The 16,620-nt window shown below is 36.7% G+C and carries 17 protein-coding genes, 1 rRNA gene and 1 other annotated feature; all 18 genes read right to left on the bottom strand.

Translation table 11 applies throughout. The features are described from left to right. Nucleotides 1-136: 136 nt before the first annotated feature. The 18 genes from secE to rrf all read right to left on the bottom strand — a co-directional run bounded on the left by secE (nt 137) and on the right by rrf (nt 16,421). Nucleotides 137-319: a preprotein translocase subunit SecE gene (gene secE, locus MHH96_RS06320; protein WP_047943704.1), complete on the bottom strand. Its 183-nt coding sequence runs from the start codon at nt 317-319 to the stop codon at nt 137-139. A gap of 43 nt (nt 320-362) precedes the next feature. After that, nucleotides 363-506 carry a 50S ribosomal protein L33 gene (rpmG, locus tag MHH96_RS06315; protein ID WP_047943703.1) on the bottom strand — a complete coding sequence of 48 codons (144 nt, stop codon included), beginning with the start codon at nt 504-506 and terminating at the stop codon, nt 363-365. Between the two features lie 102 nt (nt 507-608). Then, nucleotides 609-1,268, bottom strand: a complete 660-nt coding sequence (gene sigH / locus MHH96_RS06310; RefSeq protein WP_047943702.1) for an RNA polymerase sporulation sigma factor SigH — start codon at nt 1,266-1,268, stop codon at nt 609-611. 70 nt (nt 1,269-1,338) lie between these two features. Beyond that, complete coding sequence (locus MHH96_RS06305; RefSeq protein WP_047943701.1) at nt 1,339-1,848, bottom strand: NYN domain-containing protein; 510 nt, start codon at nt 1,846-1,848, stop codon at nt 1,339-1,341. Between the two features lie 2 nt (nt 1,849-1,850). Then, nucleotides 1,851-2,594: a 23S rRNA (guanosine(2251)-2'-O)-methyltransferase RlmB gene (gene rlmB, locus MHH96_RS06300; RefSeq protein ID WP_047943700.1), complete on the bottom strand. Its 744-nt coding sequence runs from the start codon at nt 2,592-2,594 to the stop codon at nt 1,851-1,853. An 11-nt stretch (nt 2,595-2,605) separates the two neighbouring features. After that, nucleotides 2,606-3,013, bottom strand: coding sequence for a Mini-ribonuclease 3 (locus MHH96_RS06295; RefSeq protein ID WP_047943699.1), 408 nt, complete (start codon nt 3,011-3,013; stop codon nt 2,606-2,608). Between the two features lie 3 nt (nt 3,014-3,016). Then, nucleotides 3,017-4,417, bottom strand: coding sequence for a cysteine--tRNA ligase (gene cysS, locus MHH96_RS06290; protein ID WP_047943698.1), 1,401 nt, complete (start codon nt 4,415-4,417; stop codon nt 3,017-3,019). Then, entirely contained in the window at nt 4,417-5,067 is a 651-nt protein-coding gene (gene cysE, locus MHH96_RS06285) for a serine O-acetyltransferase (protein ID WP_047943697.1), read from the bottom strand. Before cysE ends, cysS begins: the two co-directional genes overlap by 1 nt. Before the next feature lie 256 nt (nt 5,068-5,323). Then, nucleotides 5,324-5,562, bottom strand: a binding site (T-box leader). A 42-nt stretch (nt 5,563-5,604) separates the two neighbouring features. Then, nucleotides 5,605-7,059: a glutamate--tRNA ligase gene (gltX, locus tag MHH96_RS06280; RefSeq protein ID WP_341116908.1), complete on the bottom strand. Its 1,455-nt coding sequence runs from the start codon at nt 7,057-7,059 to the stop codon at nt 5,605-5,607. 96 nt (nt 7,060-7,155) lie between these two features. Continuing rightward, nucleotides 7,156-7,638: a 2-C-methyl-D-erythritol 2,4-cyclodiphosphate synthase gene (gene ispF / locus MHH96_RS06275; protein ID WP_047943695.1), complete on the bottom strand. Its 483-nt coding sequence runs from the start codon at nt 7,636-7,638 to the stop codon at nt 7,156-7,158. 45 nt (nt 7,639-7,683) lie between these two features. Then, nucleotides 7,684-8,388: a 2-C-methyl-D-erythritol 4-phosphate cytidylyltransferase gene (ispD, locus tag MHH96_RS06270; RefSeq protein WP_047943694.1), complete on the bottom strand. Its 705-nt coding sequence runs from the start codon at nt 8,386-8,388 to the stop codon at nt 7,684-7,686. Nucleotides 8,389-8,405: 17 nt separating this feature from the next. Further along, entirely contained in the window at nt 8,406-9,479 is a 1,074-nt protein-coding gene (locus MHH96_RS06265) for a PIN/TRAM domain-containing protein (protein ID WP_047943693.1), read from the bottom strand. Nucleotides 9,480-9,856: 377 nt separating this feature from the next. Further along, on the bottom strand, nt 9,857-11,236 hold the full coding sequence (radA, locus tag MHH96_RS06260) for a DNA repair protein RadA (RefSeq protein WP_047943692.1): 1,380 nt from the start codon (nt 11,234-11,236) through the stop codon (nt 9,857-9,859). A 138-nt stretch (nt 11,237-11,374) separates the two neighbouring features. Further along, the gene (gene clpC, locus MHH96_RS06255) at nt 11,375-13,828 is read right to left on the bottom strand and encodes an ATP-dependent protease ATP-binding subunit ClpC (RefSeq protein WP_047943691.1); all 2,454 of its coding nucleotides are present in this window, start codon (nt 13,826-13,828) and stop codon (nt 11,375-11,377) included. A gap of 22 nt (nt 13,829-13,850) precedes the next feature. Then, a complete protein-coding gene (locus MHH96_RS06250) occupies nt 13,851-14,918 on the bottom strand; it encodes a protein arginine kinase (protein WP_047943690.1) in 1,068 nt (355 codons plus the stop codon). 1 nt (nt 14,919) lies between these two features. After that, nucleotides 14,920-15,468, bottom strand: a complete 549-nt coding sequence (locus MHH96_RS06245; protein ID WP_047943689.1) for a UvrB/UvrC motif-containing protein — start codon at nt 15,466-15,468, stop codon at nt 14,920-14,922. 30 nt (nt 15,469-15,498) lie between these two features. Next, nucleotides 15,499-15,960, bottom strand: a complete 462-nt coding sequence (locus tag MHH96_RS06240; RefSeq protein ID WP_047943688.1) for a CtsR family transcriptional regulator — start codon at nt 15,958-15,960, stop codon at nt 15,499-15,501. A 344-nt stretch (nt 15,961-16,304) separates the two neighbouring features. Beyond that, nucleotides 16,305-16,421: ribosomal RNA gene (gene rrf, locus MHH96_RS06235) — 5S ribosomal RNA — on the bottom strand. Nucleotides 16,422-16,620: the final 199 nt, after the last annotated feature.

The raw sequence follows: 16,620 nt of genomic DNA, 5'->3' as shown, positions 1-16,620 counted from the left end.
ATTATTTTTTTCGTGCTGTTTTTTATAGTATCTGTAAGGAACAAGTCATTTATTTTTCAGCAAATGAAAAAACCCGTTACCGGGCTTTTGTAAATGTTTCCTATCGTTTTACCATTATACCATGAGTAGACAACTGTTATTCAAGTATTAAACGAATAAGTTCGGAAATTCCTAAATCAACAACAGCAAAGAAGATAGCAAAAAAGACAACTGTCACAAGGACTGTGAGTGTATAATTAGTTAACTCCTTTTTTTTCGGCCAGCTAACTTTCTTTAATTCTCTACCAACTTCACGAAAATACTTAACAGCACTTTGCATTTTTGTTACCTCCATCTTTAAGAGCGGGCATTATCCAAAATCATTATTTTGTTTCTTTATGAACAGTATGAGCATTACAATTTTGACAAAATTTCTTTACTTCTAAACGTTCTGTACCATTGTTACTCACAGTAGAATAATTTCTTGACCCACATTTTTCACATGCTAATACAATCTTTTTTCTCATTCGACCTACACCTACTACGTCCTTTATATCTTCTCAAACTGTATCATGGACAGGCGTAAGATGTCAATATCAGTAAATATTTGCTATTTCAACCTTTTACGCTTATAGCGAGAATTCTCTTATTTCTAAATACCGCTCCAATTTTCTTTTCACCCGCTGAAGGGCATTATCAATAGACTTCACATGCCTATTCAATTCCTCAGAAATTTCTTGATAAGATTGACCATCAAGATATAGAGACAATACTTTTCTTTCTAAATCACTCAATAATTCAGACATTTTGATCTCAATGTGATCATATTCTTCCTGATTAATGATCAATTCTTCTGGATCAAGAACCTTTGCTCCAGAGATAATATCCATTAACGTTCGATCAGATTCTTCATCGTAAATGGGCTTGTCCAAAGAGACATAAGAATTTAAAGGAATATGCTTCTGCCTAGTGGCCGTTTTGATCGCAGTAATGATTTGTCTTGTTATACACAATTCAGCAAATGCCTTAAAGGAAGAAAGCTTGTCCTCTTTAAAATCGCGTATTGCCTTATAAAGACCGATCATTCCCTCTTGCACAATATCTTCTTTGTCCGCTCCGATTAAGAAATAGGATCTGGCTTTAGCTCGCACAAAGTTACGATACTTTTGAATTAAATAATCCAAAGCATCACTTTCCCCTTGATGCACCAATTCCACCAACACTTCATCTTCAAGTTCCATATAATTTCCAATATACTTGTTACTCTTAGTCCAGCTGTCAGTACTCATACAGATCCCCCCGACCGTGCAATCATGGATAAATCCATTATACTCTAGCCTTTTTTTGAGCGTCAACAACTCATTTCTCTCCACGTCGCCATTTTTCGAAAATTTCTTCCACTTCTCTTGAAAGCGGAATCTTTGCAACTGGTTTTTTTTCTTTAATTTTTTTTACTTTTTTTCCGATTTCCTGTTCCATCCCAGCCATTTCTAACAATAATTCGCGCGCTGATTTCCGCAGGGCACCTTGTCCAAAAATAGCCCATTGCTCTGTAAAATCTGAAGTTGCAACATGAATTTGTGTTTTTCTGTTATTTAGTTCAATAGCTAGTTTTTCGATACGCTCGTCAGCCGTTTCATTTTCACGGGTAAAAATGACTTCCACCTTGTAATCTTTATATTTTTTCTCTGTGCCTTTTACATAGTATGCATCAAAAACAACCATTACTCTGTATCCGGAATAGCCCTGATATTCTGCCATTTTCGCTACTAAAGCATCTCTTGCTGCTGCAAGATCTCTATTCTTTAGTGCATTTAATTCTGGCCAAGCACCAATAATGTTATAGCCGTCAACAATAAGAATGTCCATTATTATCCCTCAAGCGGATGGCGTTTCCGATATACCTCATACATTAAAAGTGCCGCTGCAACAGAAGCATTTAAAGACGTAACAGCTCCAGCCATTGGTAAATGAATAAGAAAATCGCATTTTTCCTTAATCAATCTTCCCATGCCTTTTCCTTCACTGCCAATCACTAATCCTAATGGTATCGTTCCATCAAATTTGCGATAATCTTCACTTCCTTTTGCATCCGTTCCTGCAATCCATATTCCTCTCGTCTTAAGTTCCTCTATCGTCCTTGCCATATTTGTTACTCGTGCAACGGGAATATGCTCGATAGCACCAGTAGATGCCTTTGCAACCGTAGCTGTTAACCCAACCGCTCTTCTCCGTGGAATAATAATCCCATGAGCACCCACCGCATCAGCCGTTCGCATGATGGATCCTAAGTTATGAGGATCCTCAATTTCATCAAGCAACAAGAAAAAAGGCGTTTCCTGCTTCTTTTCTGCTAGTGCAAATAAATCATCTATTTCAGCATATTGATAAGCAGCAACTTGTGCTACTACACCTTGGTGATTCGCGTCTACTAAGCTATCCAATTTCTTTTTAGGAACAAACTGAACAAGCACATTTGCTTGTTTAGCTAAACCAATTACTGTTTGCATTTGGCCTTTTTGGGAACCTTCCGCAATAAGTATTTTATTTACATCTCTTTCTGATTTTAACGCTTCAATAACAGCATTTTTTCCAACAATAAAGTCACTTGACACTTTTGCTCCTCCTATTTGCTTTCAATGATAGAAAAAGCGGCTTTGATTATTTCCTCAAGACGCTCTTCTCGCTTCGCTAAATATAAATAACCCAAAACCGCTTCAAAACCAGTACTATATCGGTAGGTTTGCACATCGGTATTTTTAGGAATTGTGCCTGATTTCGCATTTCGCCCTCGCTTTAATACCGCAATCTCTTCTTCAGAGAAAAATCCTTTTTCCAAAAGACCATGCACTACCTTTGCCTGACCCTTCGCTGAAACATATTTTGTCGCTTCTCGATGAAGTTGATTAGGCTTCACCTTTCCGCTATACAATAAATGTCTTCTTACATATATTTCAAGAACAGCATCGCCCATATAAGCAAGGGCAAGGCTGTTCAATTGTTTTTCATCTACTTTTTTATCATAGAGGAGCATCTTTTACCCTCTTTTCCATCGTATACCTTGTGCGGTGTCTTCTAAAATGATGTTCATTGCTTTTAATTGATCCCTAATTTGATCGGCAAGCACAAAATCCCTATCCTTTCTTGCTTGCGTTCTTTTTTCTATTAGCGCCTCGATTTCATCATCTAATAATTCCTCATTCGCAGATAAAGATAAACCAAGCACTGCAAATAATTCTTCAAACTCATTCATAAAAGCATGAATAACAACAGGAGAGGTGGTTTTTTCAAGCAGGTAATAATTTGCTTGCTTCGATAGTTCAAAAAGAACAGAAATACCATTCGCTGTGTTAAAATCATCATCCATACTATCAACAAATTGTTTTCGAAGATCGGTAATTTTTGCAATCCATTCCTCATTTGTATCTGTAAGATCCGTACTCGCGATACTGCGATGTTTTAAATTTTCATAAGATGTTCTGATTCTCTCTAACCCTGCTCTCGTATTTTCCAATACTTCTTCGCTATAATTAATTGGATTACGGTAATGCACAGAAAGCATAAAAAATCTTAACACTTGTGGATCATGAATCTTAATAATATCGTTTACAGTAATAAAATTCCCTAATGATTTAGACATCTTTTCATTATCAATATTAATATAACCATTATGCATCCAATAATTAGCAAAGGTCTTACCTGTTAATGCTTCAGACTGAGCAATTTCATTCTCATGATGTGGAAATGCTAAGTCCTGTCCACCTGCATGGATATCAATTGTATCACCTAAATATTTGCGCACCATCGCAGAGCATTCAATATGCCAGCCTGGACGCCCTTTCCCCCAAGGACTCTCCCAGAAAATCTCGCCATCTTTTGCCTTCTTCCATAGGGCAAAATCTAATGAATCTTGTTTTTTCTCCCCAACTGCAATTCTTGCACCTGAGCGAAGTTCATCAATAGATTGATGAGAAAGCTTTCCATATCCATCAAAAGCTCTAGTGTGATAATACACGTCACCATCTGACTCATAAGCAAACCCTTTATCTATTAATGCTGCAATAAAATCGATAATAATATCCATATTTTCTGTTACACGCGGATGAGAATCAGCCTTTTTGCAGCCTAACGCGGAAACATCTTCAAAATATGCGTCAATAAAGCGGTCAGCGATAACCGGCACCGTTTCTCCTAGCTCATTGGCCGCTTTTATTAACTTATCATCTACATCGGTAAAATTAGATACGAATTGTACATCGTATCCACGAAACTCTAGATAACGGCGCACAGTATCAAAGACAATTGCTGGGCGAGCATTTCCAATATGGATATAGTTATAGACAGTTGGTCCACATACATACATTTTTACCTTTCCCTCTTCTAGCGGAACAAAATCCTCCTTTGCTCGTGTTAATGTGTTATATATTTGAATAGGCATTACTTATAACTCCTTTCTTCCTGTAATTCTTTTAGTTGTTCTCTTAAATAGCTAATTTCCAATTCCATTTCTTTCAGTCGATCTGCAATCGGATCTGGTAAATCACAATGATTTAAGTCTTTCTTTATTTTAATACCATCTTGTACTTTAACTCTTCCTGGAATACCTACTACAGTCGAATTTGCAGGAACATCTTTTAATACAACTGATCCTGCACCAATTTTGGCATTTTCCCCAATTACAATAGATCCTAATACTTTTGCACCAGAGGCAATAAGAGCATTATCTTTAACGGTTGGATGCCTTTTTCCTTTTTCTTTTCCCGTTCCCCCAAGCGTTACTCCCTGAAAAATAGTGACATTATCCCCTATCTCACAGGTTTCCCCTATCACCACACCCATACCATGATCAATGAATAGACGATTGCCGATCTTTGCTCCTGGATGTATTTCCACCCCTGTCATAAAGCGGCTAAATTGCGAGATAACTCTTGCTAAGAAAAAACGATTGTGTCTAAAAAAGAAATGAGCAATTCTGTGAAACCATATAGCATGCAACCCAGAATAAGTTAAAATAACTTCTATCGAGCTCCTTGCAGCAGGATCTTGTTCAAACACTACAGCAATATCCTCTTTCATGCGCCGAAACATACAAATCTCCCCCCTGTTTTGCAACTACAATGCTGCTTTCTAGCAATCATCACTCTCGTAAAAGATGTCATTTCCTTTACCACTGTTTCCCTTTAAACGTCTATATATCTTATATACAAGAAAAACATTTTAATCCCTATTTTTTACTACTTCATTTTTATCCCAAAACTCCAGCCAAAAAAGTAAAACTACTACGTCTCTTCCCCTTGATATCACCGAAGCTTTTTATCCATATAAAAAGCGTCTCTGTCTAAAAGACAGAGACGCTTATTTAGGCGCGGTTCCACTCTGTTTAGATTACTGCCTTTAAGCAATAATCTCCACTCATCCCTGTTAACGGATAGGTTCCGCCTCTATCTACTAAAATAAATTCTTTTTCGACACAGGACTCTGAGGCGCACTTCAAAAAAGAGGTTACTTGAATCACTTTCAGCCGGGTGATGATTCTCTCTAATAAGCTTCTCCTTTTTTACTTTTCCTCATCTTCGTTTTTTCTATATAGCTTTCCTACTACTATATTATATTTTCTCCAAAATGTTAACTAATTAATGCTAATCGCGCATCAATTTTTTCTTTACCTAATAGCTCGATCGCTTTTGGTAAATCAGGACCATGTGTCTGACCCGTTGTAGCCACGCGTATCGGCATAAATAAGTTTTTTCCCTTTTGACCAGTAGCTTTTTGAACCACTTTAATAGCGGCTTTAATTTGCTCTGCACTCCACTCTGACATTTCAGCTAATGCTTCTTTAAATGCTTGGACTACAGCCGGAACATGTTCACCAGCTAAAACCTCTTTTGCCTCTTCATCATATTGCAATTCATCACTGAAGAATAACGTAGATAAGTTTACAATATCAGCACCGCAGCTCATTTGCTCTTGATATAAACCAACCAAATTATTTACCCATGCCTCTTCATCAGCTGAGCGATTTTCACTTACTAAGCCTGCTTTCTCTAAATGAGGAACAGCTAGACGAACAACTGTTTCTAAATCAGCCTTTTTGATATATTGATTATTCATCCATGCTAATTTATTTTGATCAAATAACGCAGGAGACTTAGACAACCTTGCTGGATCAAAGATGCGGATAAATTCTTCTATAGAGAATAATTCCTCTTCTCCCTCTGGAGACCATCCTAATAAAGCAATGAAATTGAACAATGCTTCAGGCAAATAGCCTAATTCTTCATATTGCTCAATAAATTGAATAATGGATTCATCCCGCTTACTCAATTTCTTTCTGCTTTCATTGACGATTAAAGTCATATGTCCAAAAATAGGTCTGTCCCAACCTAGTGCATCATAGATCATTAATTGTTTTGGTGTATTGGTAATATGATCATCTCCACGCAATACATGTGTGATATCCATTAAATGATCATCAATTGCTACTGCAAAATTATAGGTAGGAGTACCATCCTTTTTCACAATAACATAATCGCCAATTGTTGCTGATTCGAATGAAACTTCTCCTTTAACCATATCATTAAATTCATAAACAACATTTTCAGGAACACGAATTCGAATACTCGGCTGTCTTCCTTCCGCTTCTAATGCCGCTTGCTGTTCCTTTGTTAAATGACGACATTTGCCAGAGTACTTAGGTGTTTCCCCTCTACTTACTTGTTCTTCTCTTTCTGCTTCAATTTCCTCTTCTGTACAGTAACACTTATAAGCAAGTCCCTTTTCTAGTAATTCTGTGTAATACTTCTTATAAATGTCATTTCTTTCAGATTGACGATACGGACCGTATTCTCCACCCACATCCGTACTTTCATCCCAATCCATTCCAAGCCATTTTAAATATTTTAATTGGCTTTCTTCTCCACCTTCAATATTTCTTTTTTTGTCCGTATCTTCAATGCGGATAATAAATTTTCCGCTTTGACTACGTGCAAATAAATAATTAAATAACGCTGTACGCGCATTCCCTATATGCAAATGCCCTGTTGGACTTGGAGCATAACGAACACGAATTTCGTTAGACATGCTTGTGCCTCCTTGATTACTTACGCTTTTTTCTAATCTATTCTATCACTTTGCTTTTTCCTTTAAAAGGTGTTCGCCTCTATAATTGGTTATCATTTATACATTTCTTTTTTGGAGCAATACAACTGCTTGGGAAGCAATCCCTTCTCCTCTTCCGGTAAATCCTAATTTCTCTGTTGTTGTTGCTTTTACATTAATATTATCTTGTTCTGTCTCCAGCAATTCTGCAATTCTCGCTTGCATTGCTTGAATATGTGGCGCCATTTTCGGCTGTTGAGCCATTATCGTACAATCAGCATTCACTAATTCATAACCCTTTTTCTTTACTATTTGCCATACATGCTGCAATAATTTTGCAGAATCAGCATCTTTAAAGGCTTCATCTGTATCAGGAAAATGTTTTCCGATATCCCCTTCACCAATAGCACCCAAACAAGCGTCAGCAATCGTATGTAGTAAAACATCTGCATCAGAGTGTCCTAGAAGACCCTTTTCATATGGTATCTCTATCCCTCCGATAATCAGTGGCCTTCCACTTACTAATTGATGAACATCAAACCCTTGTCCTATGCGAAACATCTTTAATTCCTCCATTCATTTGCTTATGTTAAAACTTTTCAAAACTTATTTATTACTATCTGCTATATTTTCTTTTCGCTTTGCCACAATTGCTTCGGCAAAGTATAAATCTTCTGGTGTCGTTAATTTAATATTGTCATAGTTTCCTTCTACGATTTGAACAGCTTGTCCTAATCGTTCCACCAAACTAGCATCATCTGTACCTATATATGTATCGACAATCGCCTTTTCATGTGCTTCTTTTAAAATAGAAACGCGAAAAGCTTGTGGGGTCTGAATCGCCCACAAGCTTGAACGCTCAACTGTTTCCACTACCAAATCACCATCAACTTTTTTGATCGTATCTTTAATTGGTACTGCTAAAACAGCTGCGCCGCTTTCTACTGCAACCTTTGTTAATCTAGCTATTTGCTCTGTTTGAATAAAAGGTCTCGCCGCATCATGAACAAGAACAATTGTATCGTCCGATAATTCCTTTACTGCATGGTAAACACTATGCTGTCTTTCTGTACCACCCTCAATAAGAGCAATAACCTTTGTAATTGCATATTTTTTTACTAGTTCATTCATTTCTTTTTTATCATCTGAACTAACTACCAACCAAATTCCATTACAGTTTGGATCATTTTCGAAAACAATTAAGGTATGAATAAATACTGGTAAACGGTCTAACTCAAGAAATAATTTGTTTTTTCCTAGTCCCATTCGTTTCCCTTGTCCTGCTGCCGGAATAATGACTTCATAAGTCATATAACTAACCCCTATTCTTACAATGCTTTTTCTAATAATTTTGGTTTTGCAAAGATCATTCGACCTGCAGACGTTTGCAATACACTCGTTACGAGAACATCTATATGTTTTCCAATATAATTGCGACCTTCTTCTACTACAATCATCGTGCCATCATCTAAATAGGCAACACCTTGATTATGTTCTTTTCCATCTTTAATAATTTGTATTTTCATTTCTTCCCCTGGAAGAACCACTGGCTTTACAGCATTTGCCAAATCATTAATATTAAGAACAGCAACCTTCTGCAGTTCACAAACTTTATTTAAATTAAAATCATTTGTAACAACAACACCATTTGTTAATTTAGCTAATTTGACTAGTTTACTATCTACTTCCGTGATATCTTCAAAATCACCTTCGTAAATTTCTACTTTAATCGCTAATTCCTTTTGAATTCGATTTAGAATATCTAGCCCTCTTCGTCCACGATTACGTTTTAGCGCATCAGATGAATCTGCTATATGCTGAAGTTCTCCCAGTACAAATTGCGGAATAACAATTGTGCCCTCCAGGAAACCTGTTTGACAAATATCAGCTATTCTTCCATCAATAATAACACTAGTATCCAATATTTTTAAATTACTTTTCTCAACTTTTGTGGGTTCCTCTTCCACTACCTTCTTCTTTCTAGTTGTGAAGAGTGTTAATAGCTCATCTCTCTTTTTAAACCCAACTTGAAAGCCTAAATATCCAAAAAGTAATGATAAAAGGATTGGAGCGACAGTATTAAGCACAGGAACAGATGTTAATGCATAGCCTACTAAAAAGGCTAGAGTTAACCCAAATCCTATTCCAAGACTACCGAAAATTATATCCGTTATCGGAGCCTTTACAATTGATTCTTCTAAAAACTTAATAAAGTTAACAATATAATCAATCGCCCAAAAAGTAATAAGATAAAAAATAATGGCACCAAGTATTGCAGACACATATGCGTTATTAATAAGATCATGATCGATAGACATTACCGAGAATAAATCAGGAATAAATAAAAACCCGATTGTTCCTCCAATAATTAAAAAACAAACTTGAACAATGCGTTTTAACAATACTTCCACCTCCTCTTTCACATTATAAACAAATTCCCAGTTTTGAAACCTAATATTACAGGAATTTTTTATTTGTAATGAAAAAGTTATTTTTATAGATATGATGACTATGTCATATACTAGTGTTAAAAATGCCCTCTTTCCATTGCTCGGGAAATAATGCCCGATTATCTATATTCAATAGAAACATTTAATAATAATAACTCAGGAAAAATCCTTAAACCCTTACAAAAATGGAAATATAACACAGACAAAGAGATAAATACCTATTTTATTTATAAAACTAGATTAGCATTAAAAATAAACGCAAGTCAAATAATTAAATATTACATTTTAACACAACTAAAAATTCACATCAATGTATTTTTTCCAAAAAGCTAATCACCTAAAGCCGCTTTTAAAGCATCCGCAACCGTATGAACGCCAACGACCTCTAAGCCCTTTGGAGCCTTCAAACCACTTAAATTATTAGCTGGAATAATAACACGCTCAAAACCTAATTTAGCAGCCTCCTGCACCCTTTGCTCAATACGGGATACTCTTCTAACTTCTCCAGTTAAGCCAACTTCCCCAATAATACAATCAGTTGCTCTTGTCGGTTTATCTCTAAAACTCGAGGCAATGCTTACAGCAATCGCCAAATCAATGGCAGGCTCATCTAGTTTTACACCACCAGCTACTTTTAAATAAGCATCTTGATTTTGCAATAACATACCAACTCTTTTTTCTAATACCGCCATTAACAACGGCACTCTATTATGATCTATGCCCGTTGCCATCCTTCGTGGATTCCCAAAACTAGTCGGTGAAATCAATGCTTGGATTTCAACCAGAACTGGTCTTGTTCCTTCCATTGATGCTACAACAGTGGAACCAGCGGCACCCTGTGATCGCTCTTCTAAGAAAATTTCAGAGGGATTCTCTACCTCTTCCAGTCCAAATTCCTTCATCTCAAAAATACCCATCTCATTAGTAGAGCCAAAACGGTTCTTTACAGCGCGTAAAATACGATATGTATGATGTCTTTCTCCTTCAAAATACAGTACAGTATCAACCATATGCTCCAATAATCTTGGTCCTGCAATCGATCCTTCCTTTGTGACATGTCCTACAATAAAGATTGCTATTCCTTTTGTTTTTCCTATCCGCATTAATTCTGCTGTACATTCTCTAACTTGAGAAACACTTCCTGGGGCAGAGGTGACCTCCGGATGATAGATTGTCTGAATCGAATCAATAACCACAAATTCCACATTCGTATTTTCAATGGTTCTACTTATTTCCTCTAGATTGGTTTCTGAATACACAAGCAAATGATCGGAAACTACACCCAATCGGTCTGCTCTTAACTTTGTCTGCTTTTGCGATTCTTCTCCAGAAACATATAAGACAGAATGTTTCTTATGTGCTAACTGCGAGGATACTTGTAAAAGAAGCGTTGATTTTCCAATCCCGGGATCTCCACCTATTAATACAAGAGAACCACGCACGACTCCTCCGCCAAGAACACGGTTTAACTCCATTAAGTCGGTATATATTCTTGGCTCATTAACCGTTTCAATGCTTGTTATAGGAATAGGCTTTGCTGCAACAGTACTAGCTGCAGTGTGAGCAAACGCACCTTTTCTTTGAACAGCACTCTTCTCTACTTCTTCCACCATTGTATTCCAGTTTCCACAACCAGGACATTTCCCCATCCATTTTGCTGATTCATATCCACATTCCTGGCAAAGAAACTTTGTTTTTCTTTTGGCCATATTCAGCCTCCTTCCCCTTTTATTACTAACATCTCCAACCCAAACAATAGATATTTAATTTTTTCTATTTTATCTTAAATAAAGAAAGGACACACGTAAAGCTGTAATACGTGTGTCACTTTATAATTGTTCTTGGTATTATTTTTGTAGATTTACCGCTGGCTCTGCACCGTTCACCTTCACAGTAAACTCACCATTTTCGACATCCAATTCAATTTGCTGACCAGTTAATACTGTGCCCTTTAGAAGTTCTTCAGATAATCGATCTTCTATATGCTTTTGTATTGCACGACGAAGTGGTCTCGCTCCATACTCCGGATCATAGCCTTCTTCCGCAATTTTTTCTTTGGCCGCTTCTGTGATAGTCAATTGAATATCCTGTTCTGTTAGACGTTTAACTAACTGATCTGCCATTAAAGTAACAATTTCTTTTAAATGCTTCTTCTCTAATGCATGGAAAACGATTGTTTCATCGATACGGTTTAAGAACTCTGGACGGAATGCTCTTTTCAGCTCTTCCATTACTTTGCCCTTCATATCTTTATAATCTTGATCTCCATCTTGCACATTAAATCCAACATATTTATTTTGTTTTAATGCAGAAGCTCCAACGTTGGAAGTCATAATTAATACAGTGTTTCGGAAATCAACCGTTCTTCCTTTCGAATCTGTTAGACGGCCATCCTCCAGCACTTGAAGTAAAATATTAAATACATCGGGATGCGCTTTTTCAATTTCATCTAAAAGAACAACAGAATATGGTTTTCTTCTAACCTTCTCTGTCAATTGTCCGCCTTCTTCATATCCTACATAACCAGGAGGAGATCCAACCAATCTAGAAGTAGAATGTTTCTCCATATATTCAGACATATCAATACGGATCATGGCATCTTCATCACCAAACATGGACTCTGCCAGCGCTCGAGCAAGTTCAGTCTTCCCTACCCCAGTAGGACCAAGGAAAATAAAGGAACCTATTGGTCTCTTCGGATCTTTCAAACCAGCTCTTGCACGTCTTACTGCTTTAGAAATAGCAATAACTGCTTCTTCTTGACCAATTACGCGATTATGAAGGATATTTTCCATGTTCAGTAATTTATCGGTTTCTGTTTGCGCAAGCTTAGATACAGGGATTCCAGTCCAGCTAGATACTACACTTGCAATATCTTCTACTGTCACCTCTGTATTTTCTTGTCCTTGCTTCTCTTTCCAATTTTTCTTCGTTTCTTCTAACTGTTCTCTCAATCTTTGTTCTGTATCCCGTAAAGAAGCAGCCTTTTCGAACTCTTGACTTTGCACAGAAGCATCCTTCTCTTTACGTACTTCTTCTAACTTCACTTCTAATTCTTTCAAGTTTGGTGGAGTTGTATAAGATCTTAATCGAACCTTAGAACCAGCTTCGTCAATTAAGTCAATTGCTTTATCTGGTAAGAAACGATCTGAAATATAGCGATCAGATAATTTTACAGCTGCTTCAATTGCATCGTCTGTAATTGATACCCGATGGTGCGCCTCATAACGGTCTCTTAAGCCTTTTAAAATTTGAATAGATTCATCACTAGTAGGCTCATCAACCGTGATCGGCTGGAATCTTCTTTCTAACGCTGCATCTTTTTCAATATATTTACGATATTCATCTAATGTTGTGGCACCAATACATTGAAGCTCTCCTCTAGCTAAGGATGGCTTTAGAATATTTGAAGCATCAATAGCACCTTCTGCACCACCTGCACCGATTAATGTATGCAGCTCATCAATGAAAAGAATGATATTACCAGCCTGGCGAATTTCATCCATCACCTTTTTCAAGCGATCCTCAAATTCACCACGGTATTTCGTACCAGCAACAACTGTTCCCATATCTAATGTCATTACACGTTTATCTCTCAAAATTTCTGGAACTTCATTTTGAACAATTTGTTGTGCAAGACCTTCTGCAATAGCAGTTTTACCAACACCAGGTTCCCCTATTAATACAGGATTATTTTTTGTCCGTCTGCTTAATACTTCAATAACACGTTGGATTTCTTTGCTTCTCCCTATAACAGGATCAAGACTTCCTTCTCTTGCAATAGCAGTTAAATCTCGAGCTAAACTATCAAGCGTTGGTGTATTAGCACTAGCAGCAGAGCCGCCTGGATGATTTCCTGATTCACTACTGCCAAGCAACTGGAGGACTTGTTGACGCGCTTTATTTAGGCTTACACCTAAATTATTTAATACTCTGGCAGCTACCCCTTCACCTTCTCTAATTAAGCCTAAAAGAATATGTTCTGTGCCCACATAGGAGTGACCTAATTTTCTTGCTTCATCCATGGATAGTTCAATCACTTTTTTAGCTCTTGGTGTATAATGTGGTACGGTTTGAGTTGTATCTTGACCACGACCAATCAAGTTTTCTACTTCCTCTTGGATTTTTTCAGCACCTAATCCAAGTGCTTGCAATGCCTTTGCAGCAATTCCCTCTCCTTCACGAACTAATCCTAATAAGATATGCTCTGTACCAATATTATTGTGACCTAATCGAATTGCTTCTTCCTGGGAAAGTGCTAATACTTTCTGCGCTCTTTCTGTAAATCGGCCAAACATCATACTTTCATCCTCCTTAGAATCTCTATTCTGTTTCCAATTTTAATCTTTCTCTTATTAAGACTGCACGACGAATATCGCGTTCATTTGGATTCATCTCTTCTCCAGCATATAGTTGTAAAAATCCAGGCTGGGTAAGAATCATTAATTCATTCAGGATGCTTTTCGATATATTTTTTATATATCCCATATCAATTCCTAACCGAACATCGGATAGACATTTAGCTGCTTCCTTTGTTTCCATAATACGACTATTACACAGTATACCGTATGAACGAAAAACCCTATCTTCTAATTGTATGTTTGAGGTTTGTGCTAATGCATTCCTTGCTTCTTTTTCTTGCTCAATTAATTGAGTAACAACGCTTTTTAGTTCCTCGATGATGTCTTTTTCTGATCTACCTAGTGTTATCTGATTAGAAATTTGAAAAATATTTCCGAGGGCTTCGCTGCCTTCTCCATAGATTCCTCTAACTACTAATCCAAGCTGTTGAATCGCTGGAATAATTCGGTTCATTTGCTGGGTTAATACCATTCCCGGTAGATGCATCATAACAGAAGCTCTTAATCCTGTTCCGATATTAGTTGGACAGCTTGTCAGATATCCCATTTCTACATGGTAAGCATAATTGACCTTTTTTTCTAATAAATCATCAATTATATTAGCTTCTTTAATCGCTTCTTCTATTTGAAGACCAGGCTTTATACACTGAATACGAATATGATCTTCCTCATTAATCATAATACTTACTTCTTCATCCTCTGATAAGATGACTGCTCCATTAGGAGACTGCTCTGCCAGCTGAGGACTAATTAAATGTTTCTCCACAAGGACTCTTTTTTCCAATGTATTTAAATTATTCATCGAAAGAAGTTCCAATTGACCAAAAGGTTGATTGGACTCATTTATGATTGCACCCTCAACCTGTTGAATCACATTCTCAGCTTCTTCTTTTGAAAATAAAAGAGGAAATTTCACGCCCTCTATATTCCTTGCTAATCGGATTCGAGAGGTAAGAACGATTTCAGAATCAGGACCATCGGAACACATCCATGAAGTTCGTGCTTTACTTATAAATTTTTCTAAAGACACGTTACTCCCCTCCCTCAGTAAAAGAAGTTAACTGCTTTTCTTTATCTTTTATTTCATCTCGAATGACTGCTGCCTTTTCAAATTCTTCGTTGTTTATTAGTTCTTTTAACTCTATTCGCAACTGCTCAATTTCCTTTTTAATGAGAAAATGGCCTCCAATACGCTCTGGAATTTTTCCTTTGTGCTCAATATTCCCACCATGGAGCCGCTTTATAAATGGCAGCAGCTGGTCTTTAAATGTATCGTAGCAATGAGGACAACCTAGTTTACCTAATTTCCTGAATTGAGAAAATGTCATATTACACTCTTTGCACTGTAACGGCTGCTGTCTCTTATAGGTATCTTCTGTGATATGTTGAAAACTTGGCTCTATATTTAATAACCCAGCTAATAAACTATTCAAAGATAAACCAGATGAGCCATTCGTCATAAATATATCACCATTTTCCTTTGCACAATGCTCACACAAATGAAACTCTGTTATTTTGCCATTGATATTTTTAGAAAAATGTAAAGTAGCTGGTCTTTGATTACATTCGGAACACATCATAATCCTCACCTCAATTTATGCACAGGGATATTATTTATATTTTAATGAAGTTAACATCGCCTTTAATAATCTTGCTCTTAATTCATCTCTATATGGTAATTCTAAATATAATACAGAACGATCAATTACGCTTAACATTATCTTCGCTTCTCGCTTATTGATAACATCTTCTTCTACTAATCGAAGAATTAAATCTTCTGCACTATTTTGAGGTATCCGACTTTGAATAAGGGATAGTAATTGGTCAATTAAATGGGCATGATCATATGTTTGGACTTTCATAATTCGAATAAAACCACCGCCACCACGTTTACTTTCCACCACATACCCTTTTTCTATCGTAAAACGAGTATTGATTACATAATTAATCTGTGATGGTACGCACTCAAATTTATCAGCGATTTCACTTCGTTTTATTTCTACTAATGATTTTTCGCTCATTTCTAATACTTCTTTTAAGTAATTCTCAATTATATCCGAAATATTTCTCACCAAGCCTCCCCCTTCTGACTTTGACTATATTTGACTATAATTATACACGATAAAAATATTATTTAGCAAGGAAGACGTTTTATTAATTTTCCCATTTTTTAGTTATTCCAAACCTGCTATCCCCATTCTTTCATGGAAGAAAAGGCATATGTTTAAAGATTATATTAACTATAGTCTGATTTATTGCAATTTTCAAGTTTAATAATTTGTGTAATGTATATCTTTTAATGTGATAAAAAAAGAGGCTTTTTTACATAGTATGGGGGGAATTATAAGAAAGTCATTTATCGATAAAAGCAATAAAAAAAGTTCTAAAAGCTTAACGCTTTTAGAACTTTTTGGCAGCCTGGCGACGTCCTACTCTCACAGGGGGAGAACCCCCAACTACCATCGGCGCTGAGAAGCTTAACTTCCGTGTTCGGTATGGGAACGGGTGTGACCTTCTCGCTATCGCCACCAGACTATTTATTTGTGAGGTTGTTCCCTCAAAACTAGATTATGAAGTAAAAGAAAGAATGAGTAATCAGTATTGTCCAGCTCCAACGCCTATCGCCTATCAAACTTCTGATCATCTCCCTACGATAAGTCCACATCGATTCACTTACGTTCATCGTGTTTCCTTTATCTCAGTCGATGCTCCTCCAGTTTGTACGCCGATAA

The organism is Niallia sp. FSL K6-0212, assembly GCF_038007605.1.
GTDB lineage: Bacteria > Bacillota > Bacilli > Bacillales > Cytobacillaceae > Niallia > Niallia circulans.
Note: the sequence above shows the minus strand (reverse complement) of the source record. Positions and strands in the feature narration are given on the sequence as shown.

Excerpts from the sequence above, each read along its gene's own strand:
- secE (WP_047943704.1), bottom strand. The coding sequence starts at position 319 with ATGCAAAGTGCTGTTAAGTATTTTCGTGAAGTTGGTAGAGAATTAAAG.
- MHH96_RS06295 (WP_047943699.1), bottom strand. The coding sequence starts at position 3,013 with ATGCTCCTCTATGATAAAAAAGTAGATGAAAAACAATTGAACAGCCTT.
- gltX (WP_341116908.1), bottom strand. The coding sequence starts at position 7,059 with ATGTCTAACGAAATTCGTGTTCGTTATGCTCCAAGTCCAACAGGGCAT.
- MHH96_RS06245 (WP_047943689.1), bottom strand. The coding sequence starts at position 15,468 with ATGATGTGTTCCGAATGTAATCAAAGACCAGCTACTTTACATTTTTCT.
- radA (WP_047943692.1), bottom strand. The coding sequence starts at position 11,236 with ATGGCCAAAAGAAAAACAAAGTTTCTTTGCCAGGAATGTGGATATGAA.
- rpmG (WP_047943703.1), bottom strand. The coding sequence starts at position 506 with ATGAGAAAAAAGATTGTATTAGCATGTGAAAAATGTGGGTCAAGAAAT.
- ispF (WP_047943695.1), bottom strand. The coding sequence starts at position 7,638 with ATGTTTCGCATAGGACAAGGGTTTGATGTTCATCAATTAGTAAGTGGA.
- cysE (WP_047943697.1), bottom strand. The coding sequence starts at position 5,067 with ATGTTTCGGCGCATGAAAGAGGATATTGCTGTAGTGTTTGAACAAGAT.
- MHH96_RS06305 (WP_047943701.1), bottom strand. The coding sequence starts at position 1,848 with ATGGACATTCTTATTGTTGACGGCTATAACATTATTGGTGCTTGGCCA.
- ispD (WP_047943694.1), bottom strand. The coding sequence starts at position 8,388 with ATGACTTATGAAGTCATTATTCCGGCAGCAGGACAAGGGAAACGAATG.
- clpC (WP_047943691.1), bottom strand. The coding sequence starts at position 13,828 with ATGATGTTTGGCCGATTTACAGAAAGAGCGCAGAAAGTATTAGCACTT.
- cysS (WP_047943698.1), bottom strand. The coding sequence starts at position 4,417 with ATGCCTATTCAAATATATAACACATTAACACGAGCAAAGGAGGATTTT.
- sigH (WP_047943702.1), bottom strand. The coding sequence starts at position 1,268 with ATGAGTACTGACAGCTGGACTAAGAGTAACAAGTATATTGGAAATTAT.